Genomic DNA, 13385 nt, shown 5'->3' with positions numbered 1-13385 from the left:
GGCCGGCATTGCCGGCCCTTTGGGAAACGCAGCGCGGGCCGGTGGACGCCTCAGGCCTTCATCGGCATGCACATCATCATCATGCCGCCGCAGCCCATCATCATGGGCATTCCCATCTGCATCATGTTCATCATGCTCTCGCAGCACTTCATGAACATGTCCTTCATGGCGGGATCCATCGGGGTCATCTCGCAGGTCATGCCGGTGGGCGTCATGGTGCACTTCATCTGGCAGGCCATCATCGGCATGCCCATCATGGGCATGTTCATCATCGGCATCATGCCGCCTGCCATCGAGGGGTTCATCATCCCGCCCATCATCATCGGCATGGGCATCATCTGCATCGCAGTGTTCATCGTCGTTCTCCAAGATCAGAGCAGGACGTGCTCAATTTCGTCACCGCTGTAGGTAGAGTGCGGTGCGATATTGGAAAATAGGAAAAATTTCATCTCATTCGCTTTCGTCTGAGAAAATGGAAGCGGAGTGAGATGCTGCGGCGAGACGTCCAATATGACGGATTTTCATCCGGCAAATTGGAGGCGCGTAGACCGAGTTAGATGCTGCGAGGTGGTTGAGGCCATCCACGACTACAGCCTGATCTTGTCGAGAATGCTGTCGATTCGCCGCGAGGCTGCAGATGACGGCACGTGATGCTTCTCGTCCTGGCGTTGGTTGCCGAGCAGACGCCATCCACGTTGCGTGCGGTTGCGGACGAAACTCAGAGAGGCGATTTCGTTTGTATCGTCTCGACGCGTTACCCGGTTGTTGCAGAGCCTTAGGCATCTTTGAAAAGACTATCTTGCGGCGAGCGCCTAGCATGTCGTGGTCTTGAAATCATGAGTGAGCGCAATGAACACTCCTCGTATCGACGGTGCTCGCACATCAGCCAGCGTACGATCGCCGATCATCATCAACCAGCTTGGAGCCGAAGTTCGCGCGTCGCTGATCGACCACTGGTCTCGCCCGCTGATCATTGACCATCCCGCCGAGCGTCCGGCCTGGGACATCGCACCGGAAGCCGACGTGTTGTTGACCCGTCCGGCCGCGGGCTGGAGCAAGGCGCCGGCGGAGAAGCCGAGGGGGTGGCCATACGGCCTGCGCTGGATCCAGACTGCGTCGACGGGCGTCGACTTCTTTCCGGAATGGCTGCTCGATGGCCCGGTGGTTACTGTTGGGCGCGGCATCTCCGCCGACGCCATTTCTGAATATGTCCTGGCGGCGATCCTCGGCTTCGCCAAGCGGCTTCATGACGTGCGTCCACGCAGCCGCGAGGCGTGGAAGATCACGCCGCTCGGTTCGCTTGCCGGCAAGACGGTTGGAATAGCTGGATTTGGTGCGATCGGCCATGCCGTCGCCGAGCGGTTGAAGCCGTTCGGTGTTCAGATCAAGGTGTTGCGGCGCTCATCGTGGCAATATGCCGTTCCGGGTATCCTCCCGGTCGACAGTATCGAAGCGCTGGTGGCGGCCTCCGACCATCTCGTGATAGCACTGCCGGCGACGGCCAAGACGGTTCATTTGATCAACGCCGACGTTCTGACGCACGCGAAGAAGTCGCTGCACTTGATCAACGTGGCGCGCGGCCGAATCGTCGATCAGCAGGCTCTGCTGCGCGCGCTCGACAACGGCCAGCTGGCGGGCGCCACGCTGGACGTGACGGACCCAGAGCCGCCACCGGAAGGTGATCCGATCTACCATCATCCGAAGGTCGTTCTGACCCCGCACGTGTCCTGGACCGGCGCGGACGACGTCAGGCGGCTGACCGACAAGACGCTGGTCAACCTCGACGCCTATGCGCACGGCGCGCCGCTGGCCGACGTCTTTGACAAGAAGCTCGGATATTGAGCAAGGAGCCCCGAGAATGAACCAGATCGTCGAGAAGCCGAAGAAATATTCCCTGATTGAGCGCGTGCCCGCAGCTTCGTTCGAAGAAGAGAGGCTGCATCGCAAGCAGCGTCTCGCGGCCACTTTCCGGCTGTTTTCCCGCTACGGGTTCGATCAGGGCCTGGCCGGGCACGTGACTGTGCGTGACCCCGAGTTTCCGGATCGCTTCTGGATCAATCCGCTGTCGAAGCATTTCGGTCAGATCAAGGTCTCTGACCTCCAACTGGTGGATCATGACGGTAACATTCTGATTGGCGACAAGCCGATCAACCAAGCGGGTTTCGTGATTCATTCGGCGATCCACGCCGCACATCCGGAAGTTATCGCGGCCGCTCATACGCACTCGACTTACGGCAAGGCATGGTCGGCGCTCGGCCGGTTACTCGATCCGCTTACCCAGGACTCCTGCGCGTTCTATCAAGATCACGCGCTGTTCGATCCGTTCTCCGGCGTCGTGCTTGAGGCGGAAGAAGGCCGGAAGATCGCGGAGGCGCTCGGATCGAACAAGGCCGTGATCCTGCAGAACCACGGTCTGTTGACGGTCGGCCCCACGATCGAGGCCACCGCTTGGTGGTACATTGCGATGGATAACGCCGCTCGCGCGCAATTGCTCGCCGAAGCGGCCGGCACGCCAAAGCCGATTCCGCATGACGTGGCGAAGCTGACTGCCGGTCAGGTCGGCACGCATAAGGGAGGCTATTTCAGCTTCCAGCCCCTATGGGACTGGATCACCGAGGCCGAACCCGAGCTTTTTAACTAGGCGCAGCCAGTCCACGCCGACGGCGGCCGCGCTCGGATTGCTGCGACTGTCGACGGCGCAAAGGTCCTGATCGTCAAGAGAAGGGGTGAGCAGTGGGTTCGCGACGGGAAACAGCCGCCGGGGAGCAATCCCGGCTGAGTGGCGATCGTCCATGGACGGCGGCTGAAAAATACAAACTTAGAGGTTTCGCAAGAGCGAATATGCCTGTCGAGAAGATCGCGCGAAGCTTGAACCGGAACGTCGCCTCGACCGTGGCAGCGGCAGCAAGGCTGGGCGTCACGTTGAACGATTGACGCATGCGCGTCACCGCAAAGACTAACAAGCGGCTCAGCATTGTCGATCCGACCCGCGTGCCGCATCCGCAGCGCCATGATCGGTATGGTTCCGACTGAAAGCGATTCCATTCGCGACATGACTTCGTCGTGGCCCACAAGAACTTCGAAATTCCATTTCCTTGACGGGCGAGCCTCGCGCTGATTCCATCTGGCAGGTGACCGTGCTTTCATAACGAAGGATGTCGCGCCATGTCGACGCCCAGCGCCACGTTCCAGGAAGTCGTTTCGGCCAATGGCAAATATGCTGCCGAGTTCGGTGACAAGGAAAAGCTCGCACTGCCGCCGGCACGGCGCTTTGCGATCCTGACCTGTATGGACGCGCGGCTTGACCCGGCAAAGTATGCGGGACTTGCCGAGGGCGACGCTCACGTGATCCGTAATGCGGGAGGACGCGCATCGGATGACGCGATCCGCTCGCTCGTGATCTCTCACAAGCTGCTCGGAACGAATGAATGGTTCGTCGTCCATCATAGCGATTGCGGGATGCAATTGTTCACCAACGAGGTCATCAGCGACCTCCTGGCAGATGATCTGGGCACCGCGCAGTTCGATGGGAAGAAATGGTCGAATCCAAAACACGAAGGTGGTTCGGTCGCGGGCAAGTTCGTCCACTGGCATACGTTTGAGGACAATGCCAAGAGTGTGCTCGAGGACGTGCAACGGATCAGGAGCCATCCCCTGGTGCCGAAACAAATTCCGATCTACGGTTTCATCTACGACGTGAAGAGCGGCCGCCTGAACGAGGTCGTCGAGGCAACGGCGGCCGGTCGGCCTGCCGTTTAGGCGCAGCGAATATCTGGTGCAATGCCTGCCACTCAACGCATTTCTGTAAGCGGTTTGTCGCGCCATTTTGCGCCCGACTTCGGTGTGTTCGTCATCGAGATGGAGGGGGCGCGAAGGCTGGCATTCGAGGCGGGGAGCCGTGAGGACGCGGAAGCGATGACGCGGGCAAACTGGTTCGCCTTGGCGCTTGGCAGCTTTTGCTCACGGCGACGTCATGCGGAGAACACCGAAAGCCGGTTGCGGGTCGCGACGGATCCGGAGATTGCGGTCTTTCGGCAGCTGGCTACGGAGTTTGCCGGCGAGGCGGCCGACGTCTTTGTTGCCTGTCTTGATTGAGGGCGGCGAGATTTGCTTCGCGGGATGTCAAGCGCGCTCCGGCTGCAAAGAGAAGCAATTGCCCTCTGCGTGTCGGGTTTTGGTGCGTCACATGCGTGGACGAGAAATCTTTGGTGAATGGCGACGCTGACGTTCGTGCGCCGGGGCGATAGTATCGCAACCAGAAAGCTGTCGCGGTATCTCCCGCGAGCCAACGTGGAGTAGCGATCATGGCGCTCGACGGACCCATCTTTCCTCGCAATCTCACCGCGAAACTGCATTACCTCAAGCGCGGCCGTGAGAAGCCGACCTTTTATCGTATCGAGCCACCCCCCGGCGTACCGCAATGGAATGGTATCGACGATGAGCGTGAGGTGACGATCGAGGACGTGCGGGGTCGTGAGTCGGAATTCTCGCTCGATCGTAACGGTTTCTCGCTGGTCAACGCGCCCACCGCCGTTGCCAACTTTTACGACTCGGAAGAAATCAAGCGCGTTTACTACCCGGAAGTTGAGCAATTGCTGCGCGACGCTGTTGGCGCCAGCCGCGTATTCATCTTCGACCACAACGTACGCAATGCGAACGTTCCTGGTCTTGCGCCGCCATCCCGGCAGGTCCACAACGATCATACCGTCAACTCTGCGCCGCGGCGGGTCCACGATCACCTCGGAGCTGAGGCGGACGAGCTGCTGAAGCATCGATTTGGGATTGTCAATGTATGGCGACCGCTGCGCGGTCCGGTATTGGATTCACCGCTGGCGCTGTGCGACGCGCGATCATTCACGGATGATGATCTGATTCCAAGCGATCTCGTCTACGCTCATGTTCGTGGCGAAACGTCTCGAGTAGAATACAAACCGAACCATCGCTGGTACTATTTTTCCGAGATGCAGACCGACGAGGCGCTATTGATCCGGATTCATGACAGCGCCAATGATGGTCGAGCGCGGCTATCGTTCCACACCTCGTTCGAAAATCCGCTCGCACCCGGCGCGCCGCCGCGTGAGAGCATTGAGGTCCGCGCTTTGGTCTTTTTTGGATAGCGGTTCGAAAAGGGATCTCGGCGGCGCAGAAAGCCGACGTTACCTTCAAACATAGGTTCGCGTCCATCGCCGAAATCCGTTCGAGCAACGGTGAGTGGTATCCAGCCGGCATCGTTCCTGCGACGCCGGAGCTCTGCGGGAATGGGCGCCGCGACACTTTCAATTTTCGATGAGAGCCCGATTTCGGACGGGCGCCGCTGAGGCTTCCTGCAACGACCGAGGTAGACTTCATCGTGGAAGCTGCGATTCCGAGATTTTAATTCCGACGCAGGATTGGTGGACGTTCGAGATGTTGCAATCTTGTCGCGCAGCTCACGGTTCCGCAATTAATTGCTGATGCGAGCGGACGCGAGCGCTTAGCCATCATTCGTCCGGCAAATGATTTGCCCCGATGGATGAATGAGGTCGCGCACATGTCCGCTCAAAATGCTCCCTTGCCAGATCGAGCTTCGCGGCCGCGCGGGTCGGATGACATCGCCCTTCTTTCTGCAGCCGATCTGATCGAGCACTATAGGGCAGGAACGCTCTCGCCGGTGGAAGCAACGCAGGCGGTACTCGATCGCATCGGGCGTCTCGATCGCCATGTCAACGCTTTCGCGCTGCTGGATGCTGATGCCGCCCGTGTGTCGGCGCGCCAATCCGAAATCCGCTGGCGACGTGGCGAGCCACTCGGTCCGGTCGATGGCGTGCCGGTCGCCCTCAAGGATCTCATTCTCGCCAAGGGCTGGCCGACGCTGCGGGGCAGCCGGGCGATCGATCCGGCGCAAGACTGGAACGAGGATTCGCCTGCCACGGCCCGGTTGCGGGAGCAGGGCGCGGTGCTGCTTGGCAAGACGACGACATCGGAATTCGGTTGGAAGGGGCTCGGCGACAGTCCGTTGACCGGCGTCACGCGCAATCCCTGGAACATCGCGCACACGCCGGGCGGCAGTAGCGGCGGATCCGCGGCCGCCGCGGCGCTGAGTTTCGGGCCGCTGCATGTTGCCACGGACGGCGGCGGTTCGACCCGGCTTCCGGCCGCACATAGTGGCGTGTTCGGGTTCAAGCCGACCTTTGGTCGCGTTCCCGTCTATCCGCCGTCGCAGAATGGAACGCTCTTCCACGTCACGCCGATGACACGCTCGGTTCGGGACGCGGCCTTGCTGCTCGACGTGATCGGGCGGCCAGACCTGCGCGACTGGACCGCGTTGCCGCCGGCCGACATCTCCTGGAGAACTGGGCTCGATCAAGGTGTCCGAGGCCTGCGCATTGCATTCAGTCCGAAGCTCGGCTACGCAGAGATCGACCCGCAGATCGAGACGATCATCACCGAGGCGGCCAACACGCTTGCCGGGCTCGGTGCGATCGTCGAACAGGTCGACCCCGGTATCGAAGATCCCATCGATCTCTTCCAGACCTTCTGGTTCGCGGGCGCAGCCAAGCTCCTGGCCTCGTTCGATCCGGCTCATCGCGCCTTGGTCGAGCAAGGCTTGCAGGCTGTTGCCGAGAAGGGCCGGGCGATCGATGCCGTCACCTATCTGCAGGCAGTCGATCGCCGAGAGGCGCTCGGTCGACATTTCAATCGGTTCCATCAGGATTGGGATCTGCTGATCACACCCACCACGGCATATCCCGCTTCGGCGATCGACGCATCGGAGGCCGACCTTGTGGTTCGGCCGATCCGCTCCCCCTTCACCTATCCATTCAACCTAACCCAGCAGCCGGCAGCCTCGGTGCCGGCGGGCCTTACCGAAGCAGGATTGCCGGTGGGTCTGCAGATCATCGGAGCGAAATTCGCCGATACGACCGTTCTGCGCGCAGCACGCGCCTTCGAGCAGGCAAGGCCATTCCCGCGCCCACTGGATCCGTCATGACCGAGCACCCCCAAAGCCTTGACCTCGAACTGCCGCAACTGGCGATCGCCTACGCCAGCGGTGCGTTAACGCCGTCGACCGTGGTCGAGCATATCCTGGACGAGATCGCCCGCCGCGGCGCGGACGGCGTCTGGATCAGTGTCGTGGCGCGGGAGGATGCTCTCGCGCGAGCCGCGCATCTTGAGTCGTTGCCGAGCCGCGAGCGGCAGGCATTACCGCTCTGGGGCGTTCCGTTCAGCGTGAAGGACTGTATCGACACGGTCGGCCTACCGACCACGTCGGCCTGTCCGGAATTTTCCTATCAGCCGGCGAAGAATAATCCGGCGGTCGGACGGCTGCTGGCGGCGGGAGCCATCCTGATTGGAAAGACCAATATGGACCAGTTCGCGACCGGGCTGGTCGGGGTCCGCTCGCCCTATGGCGTTGCGCGCAATCCGTTCGATCCCGGCTATATTCCCGGTGGATCCAGCTCGGGCGCGGCGATCTCGGTCTCGGCAGGACTGGTCAGCTTTGCGCTCGCGACCGATACCGGTGGATCGGGACGGGTGCCGGCGGCCTTTAACAATGTCGTGGGGCTGAAGCCGACGCGAGGATTGATCAGTGGTGTCGGATCGGTCGCGGCTTGCCGCTCAATCGAGACACTTTCAATCTTCGCGCTGACGGTTGGGGATGCGCAGGCGGCATTTGATGTCGCGCGGGGGTACGACGAGGAGGATCCGTTCTCGCGGACGGGATCGCCAGCGGCAGTTCGTGCGTTGCCGGCCGAATTCCGCTTCGGTGTTCCCGCGTCGCCGTGGTTGGACTTCTTCGGCAATGCAGATGCGGCTGTGCTGTTCGGCGAGGCGGTCGCACGACTGGAACGCCTCGGAGGCCGCAAGGTCGAGGTCGATTACGCCCCCTTCGCGGAGATCAACGATCTTCTGTTCAAGGGGCCGTGGCTGGCGGATCGCTACGGCGCTCTGCGCCAGTTCGTCGACAGACAGCCCGAAGCCCTGTTTCCGGTCACCCGCGACATCTTGCTTGGAGGGCGTGGCGTTTCCGGCGGAGAAGTCTTCGCGGCGCAGCAGCGGCTGAATATTCTGAAGCGCCAGATTGAGAAGCTCTGGAACGAGATCGACGTCATCGTCGTGCCGACCACTGGCACGATCTACCGCGTCGATGAGGTCGCGGCCGAGCCTATCACACTTAACGCCCGGCTCGGGACGTATACGAACTTCGTCAATCTGGCCGATCTTTCGGCGGTTGCCGTTCCCTCCGGGTTTCTGCCCAACGGCTTGCCACAAGGCATCACGGTGATCGCTCCGGCTTTCGCCGATCATCATGCGGCTGCCTTGGCGCAGCGCTTTCACGACGCCGGCCTGCCGCTCGGTGCACGCCACGTGCGTCCGGCCGCGAGTCCGGTTCATGCCAGCCGAGATAAGGAGACTATATCGTGACGTCTATTGCCGCCTTATTTGCCGGATCGAGCAGGCTCGCACGAGCCGCGGCCGTCGCGCTTGCGGCCGTGCTGTCGCTGGCGAGCGCGCCTTCACACGCTCAGGACATCACGATTGGTGAAGGGATTGCGCTCGGCTGGGGCCAGTTCTTCGTCGCCGACCATGACAAGATCTGGCAGAAGCAGGGGCTGGCGCCGAAGGTTTCGACGTTTGCCAGTGGCCGCCTGGTGCTGGACGCGTTGGTCGGTGGCGGCGTGGTGATCGGCACCGCGGCGGAAACGCCCGTAGTGTTCGCTACCTTGAACGGGCTGCCGGTGCGCATTATCGGCACGTTGAACCGGCATGAACCCTTCGATCTCGTCGCTATCAAGGACATCAAGACCACCAAGGATATCAAGGGTCGGCGTATCGGCTATTCGCAGGGGACGAACGCGCATTATTACCTGTCGAAGCTGCTTGGGCAGGAAGGTCTGGCGTGGTCGGACATCACGGCGGTCAGCCTAAATCCGGGCGATTTCGTCAGCAGCCTGGCGGGCGGTGCGATCGATGGGTTCATCTGGACGGAGCCGCACTTGTCGCAGGCGATCGCGCAAGGTCCGGACAGGTTCCACATCATTCGCTCGGAAGGCCTCTACAACACCTATTCAACAGTCATCACGTTGCAATCGACAATCGACAGCAAGCCGGACCTGCTCGTGACGGCAGTGAAAGCGCTGCTCGAAGCGGACGACAATATCAGGAGAGACCCTGATGCCGCGGCCACGCTGACCGCCGAACGCATCAAGCTCGATCCCGCGATCGCAAAGGCGTTTTGGAAGCGGGCAAATTTCAAGCTCGAAATCGACAAGGCGTCGCTGGTGTCCCTGATGGAGGAGCAAGCGAAGTGGGCCATCGACAGCAAGTTGGTCCGACCTGATGCCAAAATTCCGGACTTCAATACGGTGGTGGTGACGTCCGTGCTGGATCGGGCGAGCCGGGAATAGGGTGGTCGGCGGGAATGAATGCAAGAGTGGAGATCTCCTCGCAGACCGCCGTCGGTGAGCCGCTGATCACCTGCGTCGAGCTGGGTCATGTCTACGATTCCGGACGCGGCCGCACCACAGCGTTGGGCAGCATCTCGCTCACCATCGACCGTGGAGAATTCGTTTGCGTTCTCGGGCCGAGCGGGTGCGGCAAGACCACGCTCCTCAACATCCTGGCTGGCTTTGTCATGCCTGCGCAGGGCGTCGTTCGCGTCGATGGCGATGCGATCGGGGGGCCGAGTTCCGAACGCGGCGTCGTGTTTCAGGACTATTCCTTGTTCCCATGGCTGACGGCGCAGGCCAATGTCGAGTTCGGGCTCCGGATGGCGGGGCGCGCTGCGCGCGAGCGAGCGAAGATTGCGCACGATCTGCTCGGGCTCGTTGGCCTGCCCGATGTTGGTGCGAGGTACCCGTTCGAACTGTCCGGCGGAATGAAGCAGCGCATCGCCATCGCGCGCGCGCTCGCGACCCGTCCGTCGCTCCTGCTGATGGACGAGCCATTCGCAGCGCTGGATGCGATGACGCGGAGTTCCCTGCAAGCCAAGCTGGTCGAGATTCACCGGCAGGAGCGGCCGACCATCCTGTTCGTGACCCACAACATCCCCGAAGCGCTCGTGCTTGCGAGCCGGCTGATCGTGATGTCGCCGAACCCGGGACGGATCGTGGAGGACATCAGGATCGATCTGCCGCGTCCGCGCCGTCGTACGGCGCCGCGCTTCAATGAGCTTTACGAGCACGTCGCACGGGCGATCGGCCTGGAAACGGCGGAGTAAGAGCATGGCTTTCGGCGTCAGCCGCCACAGCGTCGCTGGCATCATCGGTACGCTCGCCTTCTTTGGCGCGTGGGAGGCGCTCAGCCGGAGCGGCTTCGTCAATAGCGTGATGCTGCCCGCGCCGACCACGATCGTCCAGTCCGCGTGGGGGTTGCTCGTGACGGGCGAATTGCCGCGGCATCTCGGTGCCAGCTTGCTGCGGGCCGCGATCGGCTTCCTCGGCGGGTCGGTGCTTGGCGTGGCACTTGGCGTCGCGATGGCGCAATCGCTGCTGTTACACGGTATCATTAATCCCCTTGTGCAGATGTTTCGCGCCGTTCCGTCGCTTGCCTTCGTTCCGCTGGCGATTTTCTGGTTCGGCATTGGTGAAACGTCCAAGACTTTCCTGATCGCCTGGGGCGTCTTCTTCCCGGTCTGGGTCAATACCTATATCGGCGTGCGCGACGTGAGCCCGCTACTCGGGCGAGCGGCAGCGAGTCTCGGCGCACGCGGTTGGCGCAACTTCGTCTACGTCGTCATACCCGGCGCGCTGCCGTTCATCATAGCCGGGCTTCGCGTCAGCCTGTCGGTTGCGCTGGTCGTTCTGGTGGCGGCTGAACTGGCTGGAGCAGCATTCGGCGTCGGCTACCTGATCCAGATGTCACAACAGGTATTTCGGGTCGATCAGATGTTCGTCGGGCTGATCGTGCTCGGCGCGATGGGCTTTGTGGCCGATCTTCTGTTTGAACGCGCGGTCCGCAGGTTGCTGCCCTGGTACGGCGCCGAGCAGGCAGGACAGAAAGGCTCGCAAATCGAGCGAGCCTCTGGTCGTCTGGTCACAAAATAGCGAAAGCAATTTATTGCGCGCCAGAGGCGACGGCGCGGCCTACAAGCCGTGGCAAGAAGGAGAGGCGACATGCAACCATCCCAGGTCGAGTTATGCGAGGACGCAACGGCATTGGCGCTGACCTGGCCGGATTGCGGGATCCGGCAGGTTGATGCGGTGGCCCTGCGCCGAGCGAGCCGTGCGGCCAGCGAAATCCGTCGACGGATCGAGGGCATCGAACTGGCGCTCCCGCCGGATCTTCACATCGCGGCGATCGAACCAATCGGGAATTACGCGCTGCGGCTTTATTTCTCGGACGGCCACGACCGCGGGATCTACCCGTGGTCCTATTTGCGCGAGCTCGCCGGACAGCAGCCAGCTTGAGGGTACGGTATGGATGAGATCAAAAGTGGCCTGACGGAGGTCGTCTGCGACATCCTGGTGATCGGCGGGGGCACCGCCGGACCGATGGCGGCCTACAAGGCAAAGCGCCATAGTCCGGGAGCGCGCGTCGTTCTGCTCGAGAAGGCCAACGTCAAGCGCTCTGGCGCGATCGCGATGGGCATGGACGGACTGAATAACGCGGTCGTCCCAGGCTACGCGACGCCGGAGCAGTACACCAAGGAGATCACGATCGCCAATGACGGCATCTGCGATCAGGCGCCGGTGTACAAATATGCGTCACGCTGCTTTGACATCATCCAGGAACTCGACGGCTTTGGCATCAAGTTCCAGAAGAACGAGAACGGCGATTTCGACGTCAAGAAGGTTCACCATCTCGGCTCCTACGTGCTGCCGATGCCGAACGGAGATACCGTCAAAAAGGCGCTTTATCGCCAGTTGCGCCGCGAGAAGGTGCTGATTTCGAACCGCTACATGGCAACACGGCTGTTGACCGGACGTGACGGACAGATCGCCGGCGCGATCGCCGTCAACACCCGCAGTGCCGAGTTTCTGGTGCTGCGTGCGAAGACCGTCATCCTGTGCGCCGGCGCCGCGGGCCGGTTGGGCTTGCCGCAATCGGGTTATCTCTGGGTACTTACGAGAATGCCACCAATTCCGGCGACGGCTATGCAATGGCTTACCATGCTGGTGCCGCTCTCGCGAACCTTGAATGCTATCAGATCAATCCGTTGATCAAGGATTACAACGGTCCCGCCTGTGCATACGTGGCCGGTCCATTCGGAGCCTACACCACCAACAGCGAAGGCAACCGCTTCATCGAGTGCGACTACTGGTCGGGACAGATGATGCAGGAGTTCTATAACGAGCTGCAGTCCGGCAAGGGGCCTGTATTCCTGAAACTCAATCACCTGCACAGCGATACGATCGGCAAGATCGAGGCGGTCTTGCATCAGGTCGAGCGACCGTCACGGGGGCGGTTCCACGAGAATCGTGGGACAAATTACCGCGAACGCATGATCGAGATGCATATTTCCGAGATCGGCTTCTGCTCCGGGCACAGTGCTTCGGGGGTCTACGTCGACGAATTTGCGCGTACCACGGTGCCGGGCCTCTATGCCGCCGGCGACATGGCAAGCGTCCCGCACAATTACATGCTCGGCGCATTCACCAACGGGGCGGTGGCAGGCGAGCACGCGGCGGAAGTTGCAGCCAACATCGACCTCGCCGACTATGACACCGCTGAAGTCGTGCGCGAGCAGCAACGCGTGCTGGCCGCGACACGACGGCAGGATGGCATTCCGCCTAACCAGCTCGAATACAAGACGCGACGCTTCGTGAATGACTATCTTCAGCCGCCGAAAGTGACCGCGAAAATGAAGCTCGGGCAGGCGCGTTTCGCCGAAATCCGCGAGGATATGGAGAGGGCGATGGTGGTGCGTGACGCGCATGAGCTGATGCGTTCACTGGAAGCGGCGTCGATCCTGGATTGTGCCGAAATGGCGGCGTTTGCTTCGCTGTTCCGTACCGAGAGCCGATGGGGGCTCTATCATCATCGCGTCGAATATCCCGAGAAGAATGATGACGACTGGTTCTGCCACAGCATCCTGCGCAAGCGGGACGGACGGATGACCGCAAAGAAGTGGCCGGTCGCGCCCTATATTGTGCCAATCGACGAATCCGAGCGCTCGGCCTATGACCGCCAGCGCATCCGGCAGCACGCCTAGAGAAGCGGACGTCTCATGCCAATTGCCCATACGCCAACCGCTGTTCCAGTTGTCGTCGACGAGGCCAAATGCATTGCCGACAAGGGGTGCACGGTCTGCGTCGACGTCTGCCCACTGGACGTGCTCCGGATCAGCGATCTCACCGGCAAGGCCTACATGAAATACGACGAGTGTTGGTACTGCATGCCTTGCGAGACCGACTGCCCGACCGGCGCCGTGACGGTCAACATTCCCTATCTGTTGCGCTGAC

General features: G+C 61.5%; 14 protein-coding genes and 1 pseudogene. 14 read left to right on the top strand and 1 reads right to left on the bottom strand.

What is annotated here, in order from left to right:
• The first annotated feature begins 66 nt into the window (after positions 1–66).
• From ACSKB9_RS19400 to ACSKB9_RS19390, 3 genes are all read left to right on the top strand, one after another.
• Entirely contained in the window at positions 67–408 is a 342-nt protein-coding gene (locus tag ACSKB9_RS19400; protein WP_438075006.1) for a hypothetical protein, read from the top strand.
• Positions 409–849: 441 nt separating this feature from the next.
• Positions 850–1842: an NAD(P)-dependent oxidoreductase gene (locus ACSKB9_RS19395; RefSeq protein WP_438075004.1), complete on the top strand. Its 993-nt coding sequence runs from the start codon at positions 850–852 to the stop codon at positions 1840–1842.
• Between the two features lie 16 nt (positions 1843–1858).
• Positions 1859–2641, top strand: a complete 783-nt coding sequence (locus ACSKB9_RS19390; protein WP_438075002.1) for a class II aldolase/adducin family protein — start codon at positions 1859–1861, stop codon at positions 2639–2641.
• A gap of 73 nt (positions 2642–2714) precedes the next feature.
• Here ACSKB9_RS19390 and ACSKB9_RS19385 read toward each other — a convergent pair whose 3' ends face one another.
• A complete protein-coding gene (locus ACSKB9_RS19385; protein ID WP_438075000.1) occupies positions 2715–2975 on the bottom strand; it encodes a hypothetical protein in 261 nt (86 codons plus the stop codon).
• A gap of 190 nt (positions 2976–3165) precedes the next feature.
• Here ACSKB9_RS19385 and ACSKB9_RS19380 point away from each other — a divergent pair, with 190 nt between their 5' ends.
• The 11 genes and pseudogenes from ACSKB9_RS19380 (at position 3166) to ACSKB9_RS19330 (ending at position 13384) form a co-directional block, all read left to right on the top strand.
• Entirely contained in the window at positions 3166–3759 is a 594-nt protein-coding gene (locus tag ACSKB9_RS19380) for a carbonic anhydrase (protein WP_438074998.1), read from the top strand.
• Positions 3760–3780: 21 nt separating this feature from the next.
• The gene (locus ACSKB9_RS19375; protein ID WP_438074996.1) at positions 3781–4095 is read left to right on the top strand and encodes a hypothetical protein; all 315 of its coding nucleotides are present in this window, start codon (positions 3781–3783) and stop codon (positions 4093–4095) included.
• Positions 4096–4304: 209 nt separating this feature from the next.
• Positions 4305–5117: a CmcJ/NvfI family oxidoreductase gene (locus tag ACSKB9_RS19370; protein ID WP_050422426.1), complete on the top strand. Its 813-nt coding sequence runs from the start codon at positions 4305–4307 to the stop codon at positions 5115–5117.
• Positions 5118–5512: 395 nt separating this feature from the next.
• Positions 5513–6970 carry an amidase gene (locus ACSKB9_RS19365; protein ID WP_438074994.1) on the top strand — a complete coding sequence of 486 codons (1458 nt, stop codon included), beginning with the start codon at positions 5513–5515 and terminating at the stop codon, positions 6968–6970.
• The gene (gene atzF, locus ACSKB9_RS19360) at positions 6967–8406 is read left to right on the top strand and encodes an allophanate hydrolase (RefSeq protein WP_438074992.1); all 1440 of its coding nucleotides are present in this window, start codon (positions 6967–6969) and stop codon (positions 8404–8406) included. The genes ACSKB9_RS19365 and atzF overlap by 4 nt, the downstream gene beginning before the upstream one ends.
• The gene (locus ACSKB9_RS19355; protein WP_438074990.1) at positions 8403–9389 is read left to right on the top strand and encodes an ABC transporter substrate-binding protein; all 987 of its coding nucleotides are present in this window, start codon (positions 8403–8405) and stop codon (positions 9387–9389) included. Before atzF ends, ACSKB9_RS19355 begins: the two co-directional genes overlap by 4 nt.
• 14 nt (positions 9390–9403) lie before the next feature.
• Positions 9404–10201 (top strand): ABC transporter ATP-binding protein, encoded by a 798-nt coding sequence (locus ACSKB9_RS19350; RefSeq protein ID WP_438074988.1) that lies wholly within the window; start codon positions 9404–9406, stop codon positions 10199–10201.
• 4 nt (positions 10202–10205) lie between these two features.
• Positions 10206–11027, top strand: a complete 822-nt coding sequence (locus ACSKB9_RS19345; RefSeq protein WP_438074986.1) for an ABC transporter permease — start codon at positions 10206–10208, stop codon at positions 11025–11027.
• A 69-nt stretch (positions 11028–11096) separates the two neighbouring features.
• Positions 11097–11390 (top strand): gamma-butyrobetaine hydroxylase-like domain-containing protein, encoded by a 294-nt coding sequence (locus ACSKB9_RS19340; protein WP_438074984.1) that lies wholly within the window; start codon positions 11097–11099, stop codon positions 11388–11390.
• Between the two features lie 9 nt (positions 11391–11399).
• A pseudogene (locus ACSKB9_RS19335) lies at positions 11400–13135 on the top strand (fumarate reductase/succinate dehydrogenase flavoprotein subunit).
• A 15-nt stretch (positions 13136–13150) separates the two neighbouring features.
• Positions 13151–13384, top strand: coding sequence for a 4Fe-4S dicluster domain-containing protein (locus ACSKB9_RS19330; RefSeq protein ID WP_050420777.1), 234 nt, complete (start codon positions 13151–13153; stop codon positions 13382–13384).
• Position 13385: the final 1 nt, after the last annotated feature.

This window comes from Bradyrhizobium sp. BR 1433, from assembly GCF_051547665.1.
In the GTDB taxonomy this organism is placed as follows: domain Bacteria; phylum Pseudomonadota; class Alphaproteobacteria; order Rhizobiales; family Xanthobacteraceae; genus Bradyrhizobium; species Bradyrhizobium australafricanum.
Note: the sequence above shows the minus strand (reverse complement) of the source record. Positions and strands in the feature narration are given on the sequence as shown.

Excerpts from the sequence above, each read along its gene's own strand:
- ACSKB9_RS19400 (WP_438075006.1), top strand. The coding sequence starts at position 67 with ATGCACATCATCATCATGCCGCCGCAGCCCATCATCATGGGCATTCCC.
- ACSKB9_RS19390 (WP_438075002.1), top strand. The coding sequence starts at position 1,859 with ATGAACCAGATCGTCGAGAAGCCGAAGAAATATTCCCTGATTGAGCGC.
- ACSKB9_RS19385 (WP_438075000.1), bottom strand. The coding sequence starts at position 2,975 with ATGCTGAGCCGCTTGTTAGTCTTTGCGGTGACGCGCATGCGTCAATCG.
- atzF (WP_438074992.1), top strand. The coding sequence starts at position 6,967 with ATGACCGAGCACCCCCAAAGCCTTGACCTCGAACTGCCGCAACTGGCG.
- ACSKB9_RS19380 (WP_438074998.1), top strand. The coding sequence starts at position 3,166 with ATGTCGACGCCCAGCGCCACGTTCCAGGAAGTCGTTTCGGCCAATGGC.
- ACSKB9_RS19330 (WP_050420777.1), top strand. The coding sequence starts at position 13,151 with ATGCCAATTGCCCATACGCCAACCGCTGTTCCAGTTGTCGTCGACGAG.
- ACSKB9_RS19340 (WP_438074984.1), top strand. The coding sequence starts at position 11,097 with ATGCAACCATCCCAGGTCGAGTTATGCGAGGACGCAACGGCATTGGCG.
- ACSKB9_RS19375 (WP_438074996.1), top strand. The coding sequence starts at position 3,781 with ATGCCTGCCACTCAACGCATTTCTGTAAGCGGTTTGTCGCGCCATTTT.
- ACSKB9_RS19365 (WP_438074994.1), top strand. The coding sequence starts at position 5,513 with ATGAATGAGGTCGCGCACATGTCCGCTCAAAATGCTCCCTTGCCAGAT.
- ACSKB9_RS19370 (WP_050422426.1), top strand. The coding sequence starts at position 4,305 with ATGGCGCTCGACGGACCCATCTTTCCTCGCAATCTCACCGCGAAACTG.
- ACSKB9_RS19350 (WP_438074988.1), top strand. The coding sequence starts at position 9,404 with ATGAATGCAAGAGTGGAGATCTCCTCGCAGACCGCCGTCGGTGAGCCG.
- ACSKB9_RS19345 (WP_438074986.1), top strand. The coding sequence starts at position 10,206 with ATGGCTTTCGGCGTCAGCCGCCACAGCGTCGCTGGCATCATCGGTACG.
- ACSKB9_RS19395 (WP_438075004.1), top strand. The coding sequence starts at position 850 with ATGAACACTCCTCGTATCGACGGTGCTCGCACATCAGCCAGCGTACGA.